The sequence below is a fragment of the Myxococcales bacterium genome (assembly GCA_016720545.1).
GTDB lineage: Bacteria > Myxococcota_A > Polyangia > Polyangiales > Polyangiaceae > JAAFHV01.
Genome location: JADKKK010000037.1, coordinates 1 through 18,200 on the forward strand (window position 1 = coordinate 1; position 18,200 = coordinate 18,200).

The 18,200-nt window shown below is 71.6% G+C and carries 25 protein-coding genes; 10 read left to right on the plus strand and 15 right to left on the minus strand.

Features of this window, described 5'->3' with window-relative positions; translation table 11 throughout:
• From IPQ09_30760 to IPQ09_30775, 4 genes are all read right to left on the minus strand, one after another.
• On the minus strand, window positions 1–456 hold a 456-nt coding region (locus tag IPQ09_30760; GenBank protein ID MBL0198523.1), incomplete at its 3' end, for a site-specific DNA-methyltransferase.
• A gap of 71 nt (window positions 457–527) precedes the next feature.
• Entirely contained in the window at window positions 528–1,136 is a 609-nt protein-coding gene (locus IPQ09_30765; protein ID MBL0198524.1) for a hypothetical protein, read from the minus strand.
• A gap of 103 nt (window positions 1,137–1,239) precedes the next feature.
• The gene (locus tag IPQ09_30770; GenBank protein MBL0198525.1) at window positions 1,240–1,500 is read right to left on the minus strand and encodes a DUF3310 domain-containing protein; all 261 of its coding nucleotides are present in this window, start codon (window positions 1,498–1,500) and stop codon (window positions 1,240–1,242) included.
• Entirely contained in the window at window positions 1,497–1,736 is a 240-nt protein-coding gene (locus IPQ09_30775; protein ID MBL0198526.1) for a helix-turn-helix domain-containing protein, read from the minus strand. Before IPQ09_30775 ends, IPQ09_30770 begins: the two co-directional genes overlap by 4 nt.
• A gap of 86 nt (window positions 1,737–1,822) precedes the next feature.
• Between IPQ09_30775 and IPQ09_30780 the strand changes: the two genes are divergently transcribed.
• The 10 genes from IPQ09_30780 (at window position 1,823) to IPQ09_30825 (ending at window position 7,191) form a co-directional block, all read left to right on the plus strand.
• Window positions 1,823–1,969: a hypothetical protein gene (locus IPQ09_30780; protein ID MBL0198527.1), complete on the plus strand. Its 147-nt coding sequence runs from the start codon at window positions 1,823–1,825 to the stop codon at window positions 1,967–1,969.
• Complete coding sequence (locus IPQ09_30785) at window positions 1,966–2,109, plus strand: hypothetical protein (GenBank protein MBL0198528.1); 144 nt, start codon at window positions 1,966–1,968, stop codon at window positions 2,107–2,109. The genes IPQ09_30780 and IPQ09_30785 overlap by 4 nt, the downstream gene beginning before the upstream one ends.
• Entirely contained in the window at window positions 2,106–2,939 is an 834-nt protein-coding gene (locus tag IPQ09_30790; GenBank protein MBL0198529.1) for a recombinase RecT, read from the plus strand. Before IPQ09_30785 ends, IPQ09_30790 begins: the two co-directional genes overlap by 4 nt.
• Window positions 2,936–3,979, plus strand: a complete 1,044-nt coding sequence (locus tag IPQ09_30795) for a PD-(D/E)XK nuclease family protein (GenBank protein ID MBL0198530.1) — start codon at window positions 2,936–2,938, stop codon at window positions 3,977–3,979. The genes IPQ09_30790 and IPQ09_30795 overlap by 4 nt, the downstream gene beginning before the upstream one ends.
• 83 nt (window positions 3,980–4,062) lie before the next feature.
• A complete protein-coding gene (locus IPQ09_30800) occupies window positions 4,063–4,224 on the plus strand; it encodes a hypothetical protein (protein ID MBL0198531.1) in 162 nt (53 codons plus the stop codon).
• A 998-nt stretch (window positions 4,225–5,222) separates the two neighbouring features.
• Window positions 5,223–5,756, plus strand: coding sequence for a hypothetical protein (locus tag IPQ09_30805; protein ID MBL0198532.1), 534 nt, complete (start codon window positions 5,223–5,225; stop codon window positions 5,754–5,756).
• A 167-nt stretch (window positions 5,757–5,923) separates the two neighbouring features.
• Window positions 5,924–6,196 carry a hypothetical protein gene (locus IPQ09_30810; protein MBL0198533.1) on the plus strand — a complete coding sequence of 91 codons (273 nt, stop codon included), beginning with the start codon at window positions 5,924–5,926 and terminating at the stop codon, window positions 6,194–6,196.
• A gap of 223 nt (window positions 6,197–6,419) precedes the next feature.
• Window positions 6,420–6,677 (plus strand): hypothetical protein, encoded by a 258-nt coding sequence (locus tag IPQ09_30815; GenBank protein ID MBL0198534.1) that lies wholly within the window; start codon window positions 6,420–6,422, stop codon window positions 6,675–6,677.
• The gene (locus IPQ09_30820; protein ID MBL0198535.1) at window positions 6,674–6,952 is read left to right on the plus strand and encodes a hypothetical protein; all 279 of its coding nucleotides are present in this window, start codon (window positions 6,674–6,676) and stop codon (window positions 6,950–6,952) included. Before IPQ09_30815 ends, IPQ09_30820 begins: the two co-directional genes overlap by 4 nt.
• On the plus strand, window positions 6,949–7,191 hold the full coding sequence (locus tag IPQ09_30825; GenBank protein ID MBL0198536.1) for a hypothetical protein: 243 nt from the start codon (window positions 6,949–6,951) through the stop codon (window positions 7,189–7,191). The genes IPQ09_30820 and IPQ09_30825 overlap by 4 nt, the downstream gene beginning before the upstream one ends.
• Before the next feature lie 1,959 nt (window positions 7,192–9,150).
• On the opposite strand, the gene IPQ09_30830 is transcribed toward IPQ09_30825, so the two are convergent.
• The 11 genes from IPQ09_30830 to IPQ09_30880 all read right to left on the minus strand — a co-directional run bounded on the left by IPQ09_30830 (window position 9,151) and on the right by IPQ09_30880 (window position 18,111).
• The gene (locus IPQ09_30830) at window positions 9,151–9,360 is read right to left on the minus strand and encodes a hypothetical protein (GenBank protein ID MBL0198537.1); all 210 of its coding nucleotides are present in this window, start codon (window positions 9,358–9,360) and stop codon (window positions 9,151–9,153) included.
• A 514-nt stretch (window positions 9,361–9,874) separates the two neighbouring features.
• Complete coding sequence (locus IPQ09_30835; GenBank protein ID MBL0198538.1) at window positions 9,875–10,039, minus strand: hypothetical protein; 165 nt, start codon at window positions 10,037–10,039, stop codon at window positions 9,875–9,877.
• Window positions 10,036–10,737 carry a hypothetical protein gene (locus tag IPQ09_30840; protein MBL0198539.1) on the minus strand — a complete coding sequence of 234 codons (702 nt, stop codon included), beginning with the start codon at window positions 10,735–10,737 and terminating at the stop codon, window positions 10,036–10,038. The genes IPQ09_30835 and IPQ09_30840 overlap by 4 nt, the downstream gene beginning before the upstream one ends.
• Window positions 10,738–11,151: 414 nt before the next feature.
• Window positions 11,152–11,976 carry a hypothetical protein gene (locus tag IPQ09_30845; GenBank protein ID MBL0198540.1) on the minus strand — a complete coding sequence of 275 codons (825 nt, stop codon included), beginning with the start codon at window positions 11,974–11,976 and terminating at the stop codon, window positions 11,152–11,154.
• Window positions 11,973–12,287, minus strand: coding sequence for a hypothetical protein (locus IPQ09_30850; GenBank protein MBL0198541.1), 315 nt, complete (start codon window positions 12,285–12,287; stop codon window positions 11,973–11,975). The genes IPQ09_30845 and IPQ09_30850 overlap by 4 nt, the downstream gene beginning before the upstream one ends.
• The gene (locus IPQ09_30855; GenBank protein ID MBL0198542.1) at window positions 12,284–13,561 is read right to left on the minus strand and encodes a hypothetical protein; all 1,278 of its coding nucleotides are present in this window, start codon (window positions 13,559–13,561) and stop codon (window positions 12,284–12,286) included. Before IPQ09_30855 ends, IPQ09_30850 begins: the two co-directional genes overlap by 4 nt.
• Complete coding sequence (locus tag IPQ09_30860) at window positions 13,558–14,346, minus strand: hypothetical protein (GenBank protein MBL0198543.1); 789 nt, start codon at window positions 14,344–14,346, stop codon at window positions 13,558–13,560. The genes IPQ09_30855 and IPQ09_30860 overlap by 4 nt, the downstream gene beginning before the upstream one ends.
• 1 nt (window position 14,347) lies before the next feature.
• The gene (locus tag IPQ09_30865; protein MBL0198544.1) at window positions 14,348–15,508 is read right to left on the minus strand and encodes a hypothetical protein; all 1,161 of its coding nucleotides are present in this window, start codon (window positions 15,506–15,508) and stop codon (window positions 14,348–14,350) included.
• Entirely contained in the window at window positions 15,505–15,909 is a 405-nt protein-coding gene (locus IPQ09_30870) for a hypothetical protein (protein MBL0198545.1), read from the minus strand. The genes IPQ09_30865 and IPQ09_30870 overlap by 4 nt, the downstream gene beginning before the upstream one ends.
• 40 nt (window positions 15,910–15,949) lie before the next feature.
• Complete coding sequence (locus IPQ09_30875) at window positions 15,950–17,170, minus strand: hypothetical protein (protein ID MBL0198546.1); 1,221 nt, start codon at window positions 17,168–17,170, stop codon at window positions 15,950–15,952.
• Entirely contained in the window at window positions 17,167–18,111 is a 945-nt protein-coding gene (locus IPQ09_30880; protein MBL0198547.1) for a hypothetical protein, read from the minus strand. Before IPQ09_30880 ends, IPQ09_30875 begins: the two co-directional genes overlap by 4 nt.
• Window positions 18,112–18,200 lie beyond the last annotated feature (89 nt).

Genomic DNA, 18,200 nt, shown 5'->3' on the forward strand with positions numbered 1-18,200 from the left:
CTCGCTCGAAGGTCCCAGGCAGACACGGCCCGGCCAACGGGGCGCGCCCTTGCTCCCCCAAACGAAGAACTCCGCATCCCCCCGGAATCGCCCGAGTTGTGGACGTGAGGCGCCCAGCTTCGTCCAGATTGCGATGCCGCGCCAGACGAAGCCGCCGGCCTGGATCGCATCGCAGACCGCCGGGAGTTGCCTCCAGTCAGTAGCGATCAGCACGCGCGCGCCAGGGCGCAGTACTCGATGCGCGTCGGTCAACCAGAGAGCGAGCCAACGCTCAAAAGACCGCTGATCGCGGTTGTCCCCGCTGAAGGTCTCCGTGACCTCGGCCGCCCCGCTCGCGCGGTACTTTGCCGACGGATCCGCCATCCGATCCCCGTGCGTGAATCCGCTCGACGAATACGGCGGATCCGTAACGAGAGTATCGGCGCTCGCGCTTGGGAGAGAGCGGAAGCCACTCACGCCTCACCGTGGTGGATCGACCAGCTCACGGCACCCAAGCCGCGCGGACGGCCGCGAATTCGCCCGGGGCGTCAGGGAGCGCCCCTGAGCGCGCGCGCCCCGGTCGGCCGGGGAGGTACGCCCGCCGGGCAAGGCGCCCGCTCCATGCCGGAGTGCGCGGACCCGGGGCCTGGGGCGCTCGGCCCCGAGGTCGTTGAAGGCGCGGCGCCGCTGCGCAAGACACTGGCCGGTACCCTCGCTGACGTCGCCCGTGCGCTCAGTGTCGGTCTTGCCTCCGGCAGCACCCGCCCGAGCGCGCGCGACCCGACCCGCCAGCGGTCCCGCGAGAACCAAGCAGCTCGCGCTGAGCCGCAGCGCGCGCCCGCGTAGGCCGCGAGCGGCGTGTCGGGGCAGAGCGCCGCCGAGGCGCGCAGCCGGGCAAGCCCGATGCGCACGCAGAGCCGCGCGTCCGTGAGCACCGCGCGCGGCGCGGCGTGCAGCTGCATCGCGCAGAGCGCGCGGCCCTGGTCGCCGACGACGCCGAGCCTGTTGGACGACTCGCGGAACGCGACGCCCACCGCCCACGTCACTTCGTCCCATGTGTGCGCCTCGGCGGCGATGGCAGCGGCGAGCGCGTCGACGTCGCCAGTCGGGGCGAGCGACCGCATGGCCATGGCGATGATGGCGGCGTCGGGGCTCATCGCGGCCCCCGGCCGAGCAGGCGGCGAGCGTCGCGCGCATCCCTGCGCGTCGCGAGCTCGTGGAGCGCGACCATCACCACGAGCCCCACGGCGAACGCGGCGATCACTTCCGCACCGCCGGCACGAGGTCGTAGGGAATCGGCCGCGTGAGCCGCTGCACCTCGCGCTCGAGGTACCAGATCGCTTTGCGCAGGTCCTCCACCTCGCGCTCGGGTCGCTCGCCCGCGCGCCAGATGTACTTGATGGCGTTGCCCCGGCAGAAGCCGAGGTGCTCCGTGACCTGGATGCATTCGATCCCGCTGGCGTGGTTCCGGTAGTGCGCGGGGTTCGTCGGGTCGGCCGGCGGCTTCTTGCGCGCGGTCATGACGCCACCTTCTTCCGCCGCATCATGCGCGGCCCGCGGCCCGTCGCGAGCCACTCAGCGTGGCAGCCGAGCACCTCGGCGAGCGCCTCGAGCGTGGAGCGCTTTGGCGCCGTCTTGCCCGACTCGACCAGCGCGACGATGCGCGCCGAAAGACCCGCGGCGACGCCGAGCGCCCTCCGCGAGTAGCCTGCTTCGGCCCGCGTCTCCGCGAGCCGTTCACAAATTGTGTTTGCCATGCTCCAGTCCTAGCAGCGGGAATCTTTTTTCGCAAGGTGGGAAAAAGACGTTGACGTTTTTCTCACGATGGCGCATGCTCCGGGACATGGACGACGAGCACAACGACTGCAACGAATGCAACGGCGCGGGGAGTTTCGCCCCGGTCTACCACGGCGAGCGCGAGGCCCCCGACGGCCGCGAGCGCCTCCGCTGCGAGGCGTGCGACGGCACGGGCCGCGAGGCGGAGTCGTGAGCCGCCCCGTGAAGCTCCGTGGCCCCGTGCGCGGCTGGTTCCTCACGCTGGCGACTCGCGCCGGCGTGAGTGTGGATGCGCTGCTCGCGATGCGGGCGGCCGACGTGGACGCCCTCTTGCGGGCGCGGAGGGTGTCATGAGCGAGACAGCGGCGATTGCGACGGTTGGGCAGATGACGGCAGCGCCGACGACGGGCGAGGTGTTCGCCCCGCGGACCATGGCCGAGGCTTGGAAGCTCGCGCAGACCTTCCACGCGAGCGGCCTGCTGCCGCGCGGCATCGCCTCGCCCGAGGCGGCGTTCACCATCATTGCGACGGGCGCCGAGTTGGGCCTTTCGCCGATGGCGTCGCTCCGGTCGATCCACGTCATCGAGGGCAAGCCGGTGCTCAGCGCCGCGCTCATCGCGGGCATCGTCCAGCGGCGCCCCGACCTCTGCGAGGGGTTCGTGCTCGTCGAGTCGAGCGACACGATCGCCACCTACGAGACGACGCGCCGCGGGCAAGCCCCCGTGCGCATGTCGTTCACCATCGAGCAGGCGCAGCGCGCGCGCCTGACCGATAAGGACAACTGGAAGAAGTACCCGCACGCGATGCTCCGGGCGCGCGCGTCCGCCGAGCTCGCGCGCGCGGTCTACCCCGATGTGGTGGGCGGGCTGTACGACCCCGACGAGATCCCGGGCGCCGAGGTGCGCACCGCCGAGCCTCGCCCGGTCGTACAGCCGCCCCCGCGGCGCACGCTCGCCGCCGCGTCGCCGGCCTCGAGCGCCGAGACGTTGCCCGCGCCGCCCGAGAGCGCCGAGGTGGTGTGCTCGCCCGTGGACACCGAGGCGCAGAACATCGCCCGCCTCGCCGAGCTGGCAACCGGCGCGGAGCTCGCCGCCTTCTCGGCCAGCGTGCCCGCCGACGAGAAGACTCCGCGCCTGCGGGCGGCGTTCTCGGCGCGCCTTGCCGCCGTCAGGAGCGCCCAGTGAGCCGGCGCCGCATCACGGCGAGCGCCTCAGCGCGCGCCATCGCGTGCGGGTACTGGCTCGACGAGGCCGTGGAGTTGCCCGTCGAGCCGGTCAACGACGCGATGAGCGCGGGCGATGCGCTGCACAAGCTCATCGAGCTCGACGACGGGACCGACACCTACGCCGTGGAGAACTGCTTGGACACGCGTCTTCGCGCTGCGCGCAACTACCTCAGCGAGCACTGCCCGCGAGGCCACGAGCGCGAGCAGGCATACGGCTACGACGGCGAGCGCGCGCGGTTCCTCGGCGTCGGCCGCGAGGTCTACGCCGAGCACCCGGCCTGCACGGTCACCGGGACGGCCGACGTGGTGGCCGACCTCGGCAACGGGCGCTGGCTCGTGAGCGACTGGAAGAGCGGCGAGCACGGCGCGCGGCACGCGGGCGAGCAGCTCCGCACACTCGGCGCGCTCGTGCTCGCGGCGTACGGGGGCGAGCATGCGAGCCTTCACGCGGTGCACCTCGAGCACAACCAGGCCGCCAAGGTCTACGACCACGGCAGCATCGACGCGATGGACGCGGCGGCGCTGCTCCACGAGCTCCACACGCGCGAGCCCGGCCCGCCGGTGCCCGGCGACCACTGCGGCGACGCCTATTGCCCGCTGCGCGGGCGGTGCCCGGCGTTCGTCGCGACGGCCGAGCAGCTCGCAGCCCCCGACGTCGTCGAGCTTGTCCGTGAGCGGCGGAACCCGCTCGTGGTGGGCATCGTCGACGACGACACGGCGCGGCTCGCGGTCGACTTGCTGCCGCTCGTGGAGAAGCGCCTCGACGCGTTGAAGGCCGACCTACGCGAGTACGCCGAGCGCCAGCCTGGCGAGGCGCTCGACCTGCTCGACGGGCGGCGTTACGCGGCCGTGCGGCAATCGCGACAGGGCATCGACGCGAAGGCGGCGCTCGCGCTCGCCGAGCGCGCGGGCGCTGCGAAAGAGGACCTCGCGGCGTGCCTCACGTCGTCGAGCTTCCCAGTCTGGAAACGAATCGGAACGAAGAAGAAAGCAGGATGACATGGCAGCCGAAGGATTGAACAGAGTGACGTTGCTCGGGAATCTCGGAGAAGGACGGCGAGAAGCGCTACCGGACTGAGGTGGTGGCTACGAACTTCGTGCTCTGCGGCTCACGCGGCGGCGAGGGCGCGAGTCGAGGCCAGGCGGCGCCCCGCCAGGCGCAGCGCGAGCCCGCGCGCCGCGGCGAGCCGGCGGGGCCGCGGTTCGACGACGGCGCCGCGGACTACGACGACATCCCGTTCTGAGCGACGCAGGGCCGCCGTGGTGTGCCGGGTTCGATTCCCGGCCGGCCCCCGAAGGAGAGAGAGCATGAGCAAGAGAAGCCGAAGATCGCCTACGCTGATCACGGCGACGCGCCAGGGCGTGGAGGGCGCGGACAGCGAGCGCGAAGCGGCGCGGGGGCCTACGGGACCTGGCGGCTACGCAGGAAGGTGCGGCTCAGTGGGGCGCGAGGGCCGGTGACAGGGGGCCTCGACGAGGAAGCCCTCGAACTGGCGCGGCGATGCGCGACTGAGGTGCGCCGGGCGGCCTGAGGCCCGCGTGATCCGCATCTGCGGGCGCGGGCCCATCGAGGCCGTGGACTGGACCAACGTCGAACACATATCCGCCAGGGGTGTGCACGATGCGGAGCCACCTCCGCACCTTTGGCGCCCGCCGCGTTCTCGCCGCCTCCGGCCCCGACCCCTCGAAGGTGGTGCGGGCGGCGATGCGCTACCTAGACCACGGGCCCGACGGCCGCTTAGGCCCGGCATGGGTGGGGTTCCGCGAGGCTTGCGAGGCGTACCGAAAGGCAGGTGGGAAGTGAGCGAGCCAATCATCATCGAGACCCCCGCACCGCCGACGCCCGCGGCGTGCTTAGGCGGTGCCGCCAGCCTGCGTCACCGAGGAGCAACCCAGCGAGGCAGGTCGCCGGCCCGGCATCACGTGCGGCGTGGCCTGCGACGCCACGGCCGCCGACCGGCGAGAAGGCGGTTCGCGCCCTCTCCGCGCCCGCCGCCTGCCGCCGGCCCTGCGCCGCCGAGGTGTGCGGGGGCGCTGCGCGACCTGGATCCACAAGGACGCGGGCCCGGGTCGCATGGGTGATCGCGAGGCCGCGACGCGCGACCGAACAGCGCCAACTCGGAGAGGAGCGCTAGCGCGCCGAGAAGGCGGAGGCGGCGCGGGACGCCCTGCGCGACCAGATCGCAGCCGCCGGCTGCGAGGCTGCGCACGCCGGTGAGCGGACGAGATGAGGTCGCGCAGGATGCGCGACCGGGCGGCCTGCGACGCCACCCCGCCACCTGGAGCCGCGCAGGGGATGTGGAGCGGGACGAGCGCTACATGCGCGCACACTGGAGTGGTGCACTACGAGATCCTTCGGCAGTCCGGCGAGGAGGCCGCACGCCAACGTGACGAGGCCCGCGCCGAGCTCGCCCGCCTCACCGCGCTGGACCGCGCGACGGATGACGAGCTGGTGGACCTGTACCGCAAAATCTACGAGACCCACGGCGGCGGGACCATCTCCGTTTCGCACGACGACTGCCGCCGCGCCGGAGTCCGCACCCTCGCCGCCCGCGTGCGGAAGGAGCGGTGCCTTGTCGCGCAGGCGGTGGGGATGGGGGCTGGAGTCACAGCCTCGCGGACGAGCGAGCGGGTGCCAGGCACCACGGGCATGTGGGACGTGTACGTCACGCGCCGGCCCGACGTGCCCGGCGATGCACACGCCGGCGTGCCGCCGCCGACGTCCGCCCCCTGGCCCCTGCTCGTCGCGCAGGGGGTCAGGAGCGGCGCTGGGTGAACCCTGGCCGGTGAGCCGGCACGCGGGCGGCGCCCGGGCCAGATGCAGTCATCTTCGGCCCAGGCCTACCTGAGGGCGCCCCCGAGTTGACGTGCGCGGACGGACGCGTTGCGAACGACTCGACGCCGCCTGCGAGCGACTCGCGAAGATCGAAAAGGAGGTGTCGCGTGGCTGAACTGAAGACGACGCAGGAGCGGCGCGATCGATTCCGCTCGTGGCTGCACGACGACACGCGAGACCGCCTGAGCATCCGCGCGTGGTGCGTCGCAGAGGACGCGTGCGACGACGTCGACACCCTGATCGCAGAGAACGCGCGGCTTCGGGCGGTCGCGGAGGCGGCTCGGGACGCGTGCAACATCGCCCTCAACGACGCGGGGCCCGAGGCGTTCGCGACGATCGCCGAGCTGCGCCGCGCCCTCGCCGCACTGGGGGAGCCGTGAGGTTCGAGGTGGCCGCGTCCGCAGACGATAGGACGGTTGACGCCGAGGGCCCGCAGGATGCGGCCGAGACGTACGCCGCCCAGCGAGGGCTTCGCGAGCCCATACGGGTGTGGGTGCGCGAGCCCGGCGCGCCTGACTGGACCATGTGGACCGTCGAGCCCGTCACCACCTACCGAGCAAGGCCAGCGTGAGGCCCTGGCCCGCATGCTCGGGGAGGTGTCGCGTGGCTGACCTGAAGGCGAGCCCGCTGGATAGGCTGTATCTGGTCGGCGCGATCCGTCGCATGGGCGAGCGGACCGGAGCGGCGGCCGAGCGCATCATCGACGACCTCGACACCCTCCTCGCCGAGAACGCGCGGCTTCGGGCGGTCGCGGAGGCGGCGCGGAAGTACCGCGCGATGGAGGCGCCTGGCCTGGACATGTGCCGCGACAACGCGCGCGACGTCCTCGACGAAGCCATCGAAGCCCTGGAGGCCCCATGAAGACCCTCGACGAATTGGACGCACTCCACGCGGAGGATGCGGAGAGGATCCGCGAAGAGTTGCGCACAACAGGGCGCCACTACACGGAGCCACACGAGTACTTGCACGACGCCTGGCCCGCCTTCTCCGCGCGGCTCCGGGCTGCGGAGGCGGAGGTGGAGCGGCTGCGGGCGCTGTCCGCTGAGGCCCGCGACATGCTGCGAGACATGCCGTGGCGGCGTGGCGGCGACGCTCTCGTCACCCGACTGGACCGCGCCGCACTGGGGGAGCCGTGAGCCCTTACGTGGAGTGCAGGCACTGCGGGTGCTGGCACTACACGCGCGGCAAGCGGAAGTGCTCGTCGCCTCACGGGCACGACTTCACCCCGCCCGACCCCTTCGCGTGCTGCGGCGGCAACGACGAGAGGCGGCCGCACCACTGCTCGGACTGCCCCAAGCACCCGTGGAGGAGCGAGCCCGACCCGCGGTGCATGGCCGCGCCGCACGAGTGCCCGCACGCCGAGGAGCCCCGATGACCACCGCCCCCGACCCCCGGCCCTACGCGGCCCCCACGGACCTCGTCACGGCGGAGGATGTGGCGCGGTGGCTGGATGAGCGCGCAATGGCGAGCCCGCCGGAGCCGGTCCCGCAGTACTCGCGACATTGGCGACCTGCACGCCCGCCTCGACCGCGAGCGCCGGCAGGCGTGCAGGCGGGGGCGGAGGCCATGCTGGCGGGGAGCGTGGTCTGCCGCGGGGCGCGGGAAGTTGCGGGCGACGTGGGCGCAGTCTCGGCACCGCTGCGCGCCGATCGGCGCCCGTCCTGCCGCGCCCCCTTCCAGCCGCGCGAGGCAGCAGTACTGCGTCGATCGCGCCCTCGGCTTCGCGCCCGGCCGCGAGGCAGAAGTGAGCACGGCCCGAGGCTCGACTGTCCCGAATGCGGGCGAGCCGCTGGTCGGGCGCGCAGACGCCGGGGCGCGTGGACCGCGACGGCTATAAATCCAGCGCACCGGACCGCGCCGCTGCCGACCTGGCCCTGATTGCCGATGGATCGACGACGGCGCCCACGTTTCCGGTGCACGTGCGGGACGTTCGCGCCAGGTCTACGCCGACGATGGCGTCGCGTTCGTGCGGGAGGTGAGGCGACCCCGCCGCCGCGAGGCAGCGCTTGAGGGCATCGCACGCCTCCGAGCCCGAACGCCATGGGCGCCACCGGCTGGACTCGACCGATGCGAGCCGCCGGGCAAGTGCGACGCACGTTGGGCTGACGTTCAGGACGCGTTGGCGCATCGAAGACTGCGGGCATCCGACCAAAGATTCACCGGTGGGTTACGAGCTGCGACATCGACCGGCGGATGATCTTGACCGGTGCAGTACGGCAACCCGCCGACCTTTGAGACCGCCGGGACGGCCTAGCCGACGTCAACAAGTGGGTCGCCCTGCACCGCGCGCGCCGCGACCGGACAGCCTGACGGCGTGCGGGACCACGGCGCGCGCCCGGTCCGCTGCCCGTGGCACGGCCGCACGAGCGGTGCGTCGTCGCGCGGGGACCGAGCCGCGCCTGTACACCTACGACGGCTGGTCATCGCGCCGTGACGCGCTCTCCTCGACCTACCGCGCGCGCTGGCCGTGCGCGATGGCAGTGCTGCTGGCGCGACAGTGCCCACGCGGCGCTCGGCTGCGTGCTCGCGGTGCCGCACGCCCACGCCCGAGGGCGCGCCCGTCGAGCGGCGACGTGTCCGTCGGACGCCACGCCAATGAAGCTCCTCGAGGCGCGTTGCCGCCTCGGGCGAACTAAACGTGCACGACCCCACGAAGAAGCCGCAAAGGCTGCTGAAGCCAGTCGACGCGCCAGCGCCGCAGCACGCGGCGCGCCGTGAACCTCCGCCCGAGGTGGCGGCGGAGCGCGCCGGCCGGCGCGGCGGGGGCATCCTCGCGGCGCCTCGGGGTGGTGGCGGAGCTTACCCGCCGGGCACGCGCGAAGACTAGGCCTCGCGCGCCTCGTCACGCGCCGAGCGCCGCGTCCACCACGTGCGTCCGTGCACGGGGCCGCCCATATCCCCAGGCGCGCCGGGCCCTCTGGGACGCCAGCGCCCGAGAAGGCGCGCGCATGCCGGCCGCGTAGGCTCGCCCGACACATGACAGTCGCTGTCGCGCGCAGGCCCGGGGCGAACGCCACGACGTCACCCGCAGCACTGCAGCGCGCGCGAACCGCCGGCGGAGGAGGCGAGGTGCCGGCTCATGGCCTCGACGAGCGCAGGTGCCCGGAACCGTCGCTGAGGGGCGGCTCGAACACGACCGCGGTCCGGGGGGCGCACGGCACGTTCGTGCGCCGCGCTGTCCAGGGGCCTCGCCGGCGGCGAGGGACGCGTCGAGCGGCCTCGTCTCCCGAGACGCTCCTCCCAGAGGCCGCGCAAGAGTGCCCGGGCGCGAGAGGTCGGAGGGCTTCACGTTGCCGATCTTCCGCGCGCTTCCAGCAGCTCCCGCCGGTCTCGATCAGACTTCGCCCAGCACGCGCAGGCCTGCGCGCGCTGCGCGCGCCGGATCGCCCCTCGGCGGGCGCGGGCGCACGCGCAGGGTCGCGCTGATGCCCGCGCCGGAGAGCCTGCCGGAGTAGTCCACGTACGCGGCCCGTGCGAGCCGGGCCCGCCTGCGGCCTCGGCACGCGCAGGTGTGCGCAGCAGAGGCGCCGCGCCCGTCGGGCATCCGGGCGAAGCCCCTTGGGAGCCGCGAGGAGATCGTCGAGTCGCGGCCACCTGAGGTCGCGTGCGCGGATCCGCCCGACGCGACGGCCTGCTCGGGTCACCGCCGTCCTTCGTGGCGAGCAGCCGCGGAGCTGTGCGCTCATCCAGGCCGCCGTCCAAACGCCTGATCGCGCGCGGCGGTCGGCAGTCGCTCCCGTGCGCCGCGGAGCGCTCGACCTCCGGCGCGAGACTCGGCGCGCGGTAGACGGGGCGCACCACGCGCGTCCCCGTCGCTCGACGACGGGGCCACCCGTCGGCCGAGGCACTCTCGGCCGACGGGGGAGGGGCTCACGGACACGTCGCCCCCGCCCTCTCGCGCGCCTCGCGCATCTCGCGGGCGCGCTCGCCGGCTACACGCGCGCGCAACCGGCCGGGCTTGGCCGCGCCTGGTCGGGCCGCGAGGCCGCGCAGGTCGGCGGTCTCAGGTCCCGGCCCCCTGCCGCGCCTCGACGCACCACGAGCAGAGACACGGCCGCTCACGTGTCCTCCCTCAGCGCCGCGAACTTCGCGCGCGCGTGGATGCTCGCGAGCCGCTCGGTCGCGACAAACAGCGCCTCGCGCTCGGCCTCGGTGCCGCTCTCGCGGATCAGTTCGACGACGCTCTCGAGGGCGGAGAGCACGGACAGCAGGATGGCCGTCACGGCACGCACCGCCCCGAGTAGGCCGCCCATAGCGCACAACGACGCGCTGGCGGCACGCGACGACGTAGCCGGGGCAGGTGCTGGCCTGCACCGCGCACGCCTCGAGGGCCGCCCCCGTAGGCCGCGACTCGGCGGCCGTCTGCGCGCGCGGCGTGCAGCCGAGGAGGAGCGGGCCGACGAAGATCATGGCGAGCGCGGCGACGAGCAGGGCAGCGACGAAGGCGCGGAGCGTGTGAATTCTGAGCTTCTTCATCGGACCCGATCATGGCGTGGGCGGAACCGAACGCGGCGCACGCGGACAGGCTGCCGGCGAGCGCGGCCGCGATGGTGGCGGCGAGCAGAAGGCGCGTCGTCGAGGGGCGCGACCCGAAGAGTCCTGACAGGCGCCGCACGAGCGGCGAAGGCTCGTAGACCACCCCTGCGGGGCAGCCCTCGCTCGCGGGCACGACGACCAGGCGCGCGAGGTGCTTCGTGAGCGTCGCGTTCACCGCGCGCTGCTCCGCGCGACGAACGCCTCGACGAGCCCCCGGTGCGCCGCGGCCTCGCCCCTGCTCGTCGAGGAGCGCGAGCGTGCGGGTGTGCGCGGCGAGGGTCTGGCGCGAGGCCTCCTCAGCGACCTCGACGAGGTCGCTCCGGAGCGCCCGGATGTCCCGCATCGTCGCGGGCGGGCTCGTCGTCGTCGGATCGAAGCCGTTCATGGGGTCCCTCCGTGGAGCTGGCGGTAGGCCTGGAGCAAGATTTGGACGAGCGTGCCGAGCGCGACGAAGGCGCCCAGGACTTTCGGCGAGCTTGCCGGTGAGCGCGTGCACGAGGGTGCTCGTATCGCTCGCGGCCGCCTTCGACGGCCTCGATGCGCGCGAGGCGCATCTCGTGCTCGCTGAGCCGCGCCTCCTGCGCGAGGTCAGTCTTGCTCGTGCGCGCGTCGAGCTCCGGGAGGCGCGCCGACAGGCGGAGCACCTCGACGCGCAGCTCGTCGAGCGCGGCGATATACGGGTCCTCACCCGCCCGGAGCTCCTCGAGCGACGAGCGCGGGATGGGCGTGGGCGCCTCCTCGCGAGGGAGCGCGGCAGGCCGGGGGAGCGTGGGGATTCGGTCGGGATCGTATGCCATGGTCAGAGTCCCAGTGAGGGGTAGCGAGTCGCGAAATAGCCCGCCTCGCGCGTTGTGAGCGCCGCGCCCGTGAGCGCCTGGCCGGGGAAGATCATCATCTCGACGAGGCGGAACTCAGCGACGTAGAGGCCGCCTCCGAGAGTGCCCATATACGATGGGTATCCAGCGGCGACGGGGCCTTGGTTGGTGCCGATGTTTTCGTCACTCACGTTCGAGCCGTTGATGCGCACTCGGACGTTCCCGCCGTTGGTGTAACTCACCCATACGAGCCCCCATGCGCCCCATCCGCCGGGCCACACGACGGGAGTCGTTCCGCCCTCGGTCGAGGCGTCCGCGTTGGTGTGATGCACACCGAATTTGCACGTGCCGCCGTCGTCCATGAACGCATGGACCAGCTTCCCTTCCGCGTCGCCCCATATCGTCGAGTTGAGCCCGGTCGTTTTGCCGCCGCCGTCGACGCCAAAAACGTTCGCGCTTATCGGTTGGACGACATATGCAGCCGTGTAGCTCGCCGCCGTCGAATCGCCCGCACCGAGCAGCGTGCGGGCTTTGTCGCCAGACACGAGTAGAGGATACGTCGGCTCCCAGATAACGGAGTTGTGTCCGTTGAGTGCCGTCGACGGCTGGAATACGACGTCGCCGTACCCCGTTTGGTGGTCGTGGGCTGTGGTACTGCCGGACACGCCAGCACTTGCTTTGCTGGCCCACGACAGCGTCGCACCCGTGCCCGTCACGCTGTCGGAGCGGAGCCACACGGACAGGTTGTCTGTTGCCGGATCGTGAGCCGCAGCGGCGCTCGATTTGATGAACGAGAACGGCGCGATCATGCCATTGCCTGGACTACCGAACCGTAGATCGAGGTGCCGTCGTGGACGAAGGTGTAGACGTCGATGCCGCTCGCGGTCTGCGTCGGTGCCGCGCCGCCAGCCCACTTTACCGTTGGCCATGTCAGCGTGGAGGCCGCGCCGGTCACGCGGACCACGATGACCATGCCGCTCGCCTGGTTCGAGAACGTGAACGTGTTCGCGCCGGCGGCGAGGGTCTTGGTTTGGACCGGGCCGAGCGACCAGTCGATCTCGAGCGCCGCGACCGCGATGGCCGCGCCCTGCGTTTGGCCGTTGATGAACGGGTTTGTCATCTGCGCCGTCGTGAGCGCCGGTGGTCAGCAGCAGGAACTCGCGAATACGGCCGCACCCGTGCCCGTCCCGTCTGTAGAGGGCGGCTCGCAGATTCGCGCTGGACGGAGTGCCAAGAAAGGTCTCCACGCCGGTACCGAATCCGGCAAGCTTCGACAGCGCGATAGCCGCCGACGTGCACGTCGGCATTCACGACCAGACTTGACGCCGCGTCCTGAACGCCGCCAACGATGTGCGGTATCCCGGTCCCGGTGGGCGTGGTGCCGCTGCCGCCACTCACCGTGATCGTGAGCTGGTCGTTCGCTGCGTCGTCCACAGCAGTCACGCCAACGAAGTTCACATAGCGGCGCGCGGTCTGCGCGACGCCCGCGATTTTGAGCAGGACGGGGAGGAGGTTGGGAAGCCAACTGGATGCGGCGAGAGTCATCGCTGGTACCTCCGAGTCGTGATGGTGAGGTAGGCGCCGCCCACGTCGAGATACGGCAGGGCGTTCGTGTTGCCTCGTTCTGCACGAGCAAGAAGTACTCATAAGTCCAGGCTTGACCGTGTTGTTCTGGTCTATCGCGGCGCCGGTGTCGATCGCGTGAGTCGCCTCGTACGCGCCGAGTCCGCCAGAGGTGTCGAGCGCGAAGCCGCCCGACTGGAGCGACGAGATCACGCCCGTACTGAGCCGCCGCCGGATGACGCAGATCCCGGGCATGAGCGCCGGGAGGCCGGCGTGCGCACCGGCGGGCGTGACGTACACCGTCGCGGCCGTGATGACGTCGTCGGTCTGCAGGTCGGTCAGGGGGAAGTACATGATGCGACCCTGCGCGCCGGCGTTGTACGCCGTATCGAACTTCAGCTCGTAACTGTACAGCGCCACCGGCGACGACCACCGCGGTTTGAGCCGTGTCGCCTGCGGCGCGGGGCCGGCGGAGACGTACGCCGCCGGCCGGTTCACGCCCCGATAGGTCGTGAACGCCACGCCAAGGGTACCGTAGTCATCGCGTACCCACCGGCCCGCGGTGCCGTCGCCCGACGCCAGGATCCACGGGCTATCCACCGTCGTCGCGGAGTACGTGCCCGAGGTCACGAACACGTAGTGGCCCTCGCCTCGCACGAGCCTGGTGAGCCCGTGCGTCGGCACGAGGATCGCCGTCAGGGCGGCCGTGTCCGCGAGCACGTCGTGCTGATCCCAGATGGCGGCGAGGGGCGTGTTGACGTCCGCGGCGTCGATCGTGTCGCCGTCGGAGGGAATGGTGATTGCCGAGGCTGTGCCGTAGGTCGTGCTCATGTTCTTGTCCCGTCCCAGTAGTCTGCAGTTGAGAGTCGGGTCGCGACGTGAACGCCGGCGACTACCTTCGAGGGCTTGCCCCACTGCCCGTCAGGCTCGGGTGCGGTCGGCGAGAACGACGCCGCATCGAAGGCAATGATTATGTTCACGCACCGCGTGCCCGCGGGCTTCCAGTCCGCGACGATGCCGCGCACGCCGGCCACCTCGGAGGGCGTGGCGGTCGTGCCCCAGGTCTTCTCCGTGTCGCCCCAGAGCTGGCCAGAGCCCCAGTTCGCCGAGTGGCTCCAGCGCGTGCCGGGATAGATGATGACCCAGAAGCGCGCCCAGTTCGACGCCGCGACCGTGGAATCCCAGTTCCAGTTCCCCGTGTTGAGCGTGTACGTCTCGACGCCCGAGGCGCTGCGAGAGAACCAGTTCCCGCGCGCGTCGACGGTGCGGAACGACGAGCCCGCCGCGATGTACTCTTGCAGCTTCTGCATGAGCATGAAGGGCGAGCCGCGTTTCTTCGCGTCGTGAAGCCACCGCTTGAGGCGCGTCGCGTAGCTCGTCGCGGTCTCGGGGCCGAGGCCGCGCAGCGTGCGCCGGTCGCGGCCGATCGCCTCGATGGCGCCCTCGACACCGAGCAGCGCGGCCGTGTCGGGGTAGCGCGCGAGCATGCCGAGATAGAGACGCTCCAAGCTCGCGTCGAGCGCGAGGTCGAGCGAGTACTGCACGAGCGTCGACTCGGCGCCGTCGTCGACGAGCCACCGCGGGCCGAACTGCTTATTTCGAGTGCGAAAGTCCATATCAGACCGGGTCGTCCTCGAGGTGGATAGTCCCCGTCACGGTGCCGAGCACTGCGACTTGGCCGTTGGTGAGCGACGTGTCCCCGCTCGGGACGGTCACCGACGCGCGGAAGCCCTCGGGGATGGCCTTCACGATCGTGGCCAGGATGTCGGACTGGTAGATCTTGCCGGTCGTCGCGGGCGCAACGACGTCGCCGCCGATGGGGCGCGCCGAGAAGAGCACCCCGAGCGCGGTCTCGACCGTCGTGCGCACCTCGGCGACGGTTTTGTTGCACGACTTGTAGAGCCAAAGCTCGTACGTGACCGCGATCGTGACGTTCGACGCCGCCGACGCCACGAGGGTGATGCAGAGCGGGAGGCACCACGTGACGATCGCGAGCTGCGCAAGGGCGACGTCGGCCGCCGAGGAGCCGCCGGAGGGCCCCGCAAGATACACGGTCACGACCCCTGTGGTGCTGTCGCCGTAGGTCCGAACGCGCGTGATCGCCGACGTGCCGCCGTAGTCGGGATTCCGCGCGAAGTAGGCATATGCACCGCGCGCGCCGTCCGGGCTCGTGGCGTCCTGCATGTCCTTGCACTGCTGTTTCGTGACGCTCGCGTCCTGCTCGTCGATGCCCACGGCGGCCGTCGCGTTCGTGCACGTCACGCCGTCCAGCGCGGTCACCAGGCGCGTGATCTCGGCTGCGCCCGCCGAGCTGCCCGAGCCCGCCTCGTCGGCCACCACCGTCACGGCGAGCGTGGTCGCGGGGCCGAGCGCGAGCGTCCCGCCCGTGGTGTTCCGGTACGTCTTGCCTGTGATCGAGGACGCGAAGGTCAGGTCTCCCGCGTCGATGATGTACTCGTTCGTCGTCGAGCCGTTGGTCAGCGTGACCGTCGTTTCGGCGTACGTCGGATCGGGCACGATCACGCCGTACGTCTGCTCGGCGTTCACCTTGAGCCACACGTCCTCGGAGTGGTCGAGGAAGCCGCTGCGGATGTACCCAGCCACGTTCGCCTCGAGCGCCTCGAGCTTCGCCGAGAGCACGTGATAGAGGCTGCGCGTGGGGTCGCCCACCTGCCACGACGTGACGGGGAGCCCGATGCTCGTCGCGATGCCCAGCGCGTAGTTGTAGATCGCCGCGCGGGTCTCTTCGAGGATGAGCGAGGCAAGCGAGATGGTCATTGGATCCCCAGGATTTCGGCGCTCACCGCGGACACCGCGAGCACGAGGGTGAACGGCCCCAGCGTCGTCTTCGCGGCGATGCTGATCGTGTAGGTGACCGCTGGGCCGGCGGTCACGCTGACCACGGTGGCGCTCACCGACTCGGTGCGCGGGTCCTTCATCAGCTCGTTTTCGATCTTGCCGGGGAGCGAGGCGGCAAAGCTCGGCGTGGCCGCGCTGCCGACTAGGCTCATGAGGTTGAGACCGTAGTTTTGCTCTTCGGGCCCGCCGAGGAGCGTGCCGCGCGTCGTCGTCAGTCGCCGGTAATACGCCTGCGCGACGAGCTCCACGCCCGAGACGAAGCGCCCGGTCTTGAGGCCGGTCGTGCAGGAAATATCGTAACCGAAGTACGTAGTGGTCATTCGCACTTCACCAGGCTCGAGGCCTCGCTGATGATGCCCATCAATGCCGTGCCCGGAGTTCCCGGCGGGGGCGGAACGGTCGGCGTCGCGGGTTCGTGGCCGTGCACCACTGCACGTCAGCCACCGCAGTCACCTTCCACCAGGGGAGATACACGGTCAGCAGCGGCCCGAGCTCGGGCGGCGAGCGATAGATGATGTTCGTCGTCGGGTCCCCGCAGAAGTAGCCGAGACAGACGTCGTCGCCGTCCCGCGCCACGCCCTTCGTGGCGCCGTCCCCGAGCTTGATGCTCGAGGACGCGTCGAGCACCAGCGTCGTGGGCACGAAGCCGGACCCGTCCGCGTCCTCGTACGCGCACACGTACGGCCGCGCCGGCGAGCTGTCGGCGAAGGCCACGAGCACGCGCGACCCGATCGCCGCGCCGCCCTTGCACCCGGGGAGCCCCGGGCGCGCGACCACGCGCGTGAGCTCGGGCATGCCCGTCGAGACGCGCACCGGCTCGAGGCCCACACGATCGCCGGAGCGCGACGTCACGCGGTATTCACTCTGCCCGCGGAAGGCGCGGTCGGGGTCGAGCTGGTCGACGATCGCGCGGAACGCATCGAGCGCGCGCGAACTCCCCCCGCGATCGCCGTGCACCGTCGAGCGCAGCCCGGCCGGCGTCGCTTCGTGCAGCACGTCCACCGCGGTGAGGCCGTCGACGACGATCCCCGGGAGGATGGTCGCGATCGACTCCGACGCGAGCTCCACGCACCCGCGCGCGTGGTCGACCGGGCCGTGCGTCACGCCCGCGGGCAGCTCGCCGGCGGCGCGCGCGCCGATGCGCGTGATCCCGTCCTCGCCCACGTACCACCCGCGCGGCACGAGCAGCTCGAGCACGGCGCGCGCTCGCGCCTCGGGACGGGCCCAGGACGGCCCCGGGCGCGTCGTCGGCAGGGTGCTCGCCAGGATGGTCTCGCCGCACGCGTCGGCCGCGTCGAGGAGCACCGTCGAGGCTTTCACCCCGGCGTCGTTGGCGTAGCCCTTCGCCGCGATGGTCTGCCCCCAGCCGCCCTTGCCGCCGACGACGCGGAAGTGCGAGCGGCCGTTCTCCGGGCCGCCCGAGAGGATCGTGCCCTGCAGGGTGAGGTCGGCGACCTCCACCGTCGCCGCGCCCGTGAGCGTGTGCTCGCCGTCGAGGTCGACCTCGGCGTACCACACGCCCCACGCGGGCAGGTACACGCGCGCGGACGTGGCCAGGATGCTGTTGAGGGTCGCAGTCATGCAGTCCTCGCCCGTGCGATGTCGACGGCCACGTCCCACGCGTCGATGCCCTCGACGTGGGACCATCCCGCGCGCGTGCCGCCGAGCATCTCGGAGCCGGAGCCGCAGAACGGCACGAGCAGCCGCGCGCCTTCGACGGGCGGCAGGATGAGCCGCGCGAGGTAGGTCGCCAGGGCGAGCGGCTTCACCGTGGGGTGTACGTTGCCCTCGCCTCGCTCGGCCTTGCTCGCCTTCGTACAGTAGAAGAAGCGGGAGGCGCCGCCGGAGTCGGCGTAGACGCTGGCCTGCGCGGACTCGTTGCCGAACATGCTCCCTCGTCGCTTTGACGGGTCGGCTGGATGGGCGTGTGCCTTGGTAGGGTCGGCTCGGCCCGTGAGCGTCGAGGGCCGATTCCCGCTCTGCGCATCCAGCGCCGCCACCGGACACCCCGGAGCGCAGTTGAACTTCGTCACCGTTTCGGCCCGCATGTACTTCGTGCCGGCCTTGGTCTCGCCGATACCAATGTCCTCGCCATCGCCCTTTAGCCCGCCGTTGTAGCCGGCGTTGGGATTCGTGCCTCGATTGCCGCCACGGTTCACAACCTCGCGAGTGCCAACCTCGACGCACTCCGGAGAGTGGGAGAGGATCACGTTTGCCGGCCAGCGACCGAGGGGGCTCGACGTGAAACGCTCGCCCTCATCGCGCCCCATGTGCGTGAACATGGCCCCGCGTCCGGCCCCGCTACGGCGGTCGATGACCTGCCGCTCATCTGCGGTCGTCCCCACCCTGCTCGCATCAATCGCCAGCGCGCCGCAGCCCCACCGCTGGACGTTCGCCGCGACGGTGCCCTCGAGCGGCTTGCGGGCGAGAATGATGGGCTCCCACGCGGGCTTGAGCGCGGTGCCGTGGCCTTCCCATTGGCGCGCGGCTTCGGTGGCAGGGGCGGTGATTGGTCGGCCCACGCAAGACGCTGCGCCGCTCCCATACCCAAGGCCCTGAGACGGCTCGCGCCCTGGCGCCGTTGAGTCCATTGGCATCCTGTACTCGCCCA

Bases quoted from the DNA above. Each gene is read 5' to 3' on its own strand.
- IPQ09_30765 (MBL0198524.1), bottom strand. From the start codon at position 1,136: ATGAGCCCCGACGCCGCCATCATCGCCATGGCCATGCGGTCGCTCGCC.
- IPQ09_30770 (MBL0198525.1), bottom strand. From the start codon at position 1,500: ATGACCGCGCGCAAGAAGCCGCCGGCCGACCCGACGAACCCCGCGCAC.
- IPQ09_30775 (MBL0198526.1), bottom strand. From the start codon at position 1,736: ATGGCAAACACAATTTGTGAACGGCTCGCGGAGACGCGGGCCGAAGCA.
- IPQ09_30780 (MBL0198527.1), top strand. From the start codon at position 1,823: ATGGACGACGAGCACAACGACTGCAACGAATGCAACGGCGCGGGGAGT.
- IPQ09_30790 (MBL0198529.1), top strand. From the start codon at position 2,106: ATGAGCGAGACAGCGGCGATTGCGACGGTTGGGCAGATGACGGCAGCG.
- IPQ09_30805 (MBL0198532.1), top strand. From the start codon at position 5,223: ATGCGCGACCGGGCGGCCTGCGACGCCACCCCGCCACCTGGAGCCGCG.
- IPQ09_30820 (MBL0198535.1), top strand. From the start codon at position 6,674: ATGAAGACCCTCGACGAATTGGACGCACTCCACGCGGAGGATGCGGAG.
- IPQ09_30830 (MBL0198537.1), bottom strand. From the start codon at position 9,360: ATGCCCGACGGGCGCGGCGCCTCTGCTGCGCACACCTGCGCGTGCCGA.
- IPQ09_30840 (MBL0198539.1), bottom strand. From the start codon at position 10,737: ATGAACGGCTTCGATCCGACGACGACGAGCCCGCCCGCGACGATGCGG.
- IPQ09_30845 (MBL0198540.1), bottom strand. From the start codon at position 11,976: ATGATCGCGCCGTTCTCGTTCATCAAATCGAGCGCCGCTGCGGCTCAC.
- IPQ09_30850 (MBL0198541.1), bottom strand. From the start codon at position 12,287: ATGACAAACCCGTTCATCAACGGCCAAACGCAGGGCGCGGCCATCGCG.
- IPQ09_30855 (MBL0198542.1), bottom strand. From the start codon at position 13,561: ATGAGCACGACCTACGGCACAGCCTCGGCAATCACCATTCCCTCCGAC.
- IPQ09_30860 (MBL0198543.1), bottom strand. From the start codon at position 14,346: ATGGACTTTCGCACTCGAAATAAGCAGTTCGGCCCGCGGTGGCTCGTC.
- IPQ09_30865 (MBL0198544.1), bottom strand. From the start codon at position 15,508: ATGACCATCTCGCTTGCCTCGCTCATCCTCGAAGAGACCCGCGCGGCG.
- IPQ09_30870 (MBL0198545.1), bottom strand. From the start codon at position 15,909: ATGACCACTACGTACTTCGGTTACGATATTTCCTGCACGACCGGCCTC.
- IPQ09_30875 (MBL0198546.1), bottom strand. From the start codon at position 17,170: ATGACTGCGACCCTCAACAGCATCCTGGCCACGTCCGCGCGCGTGTAC.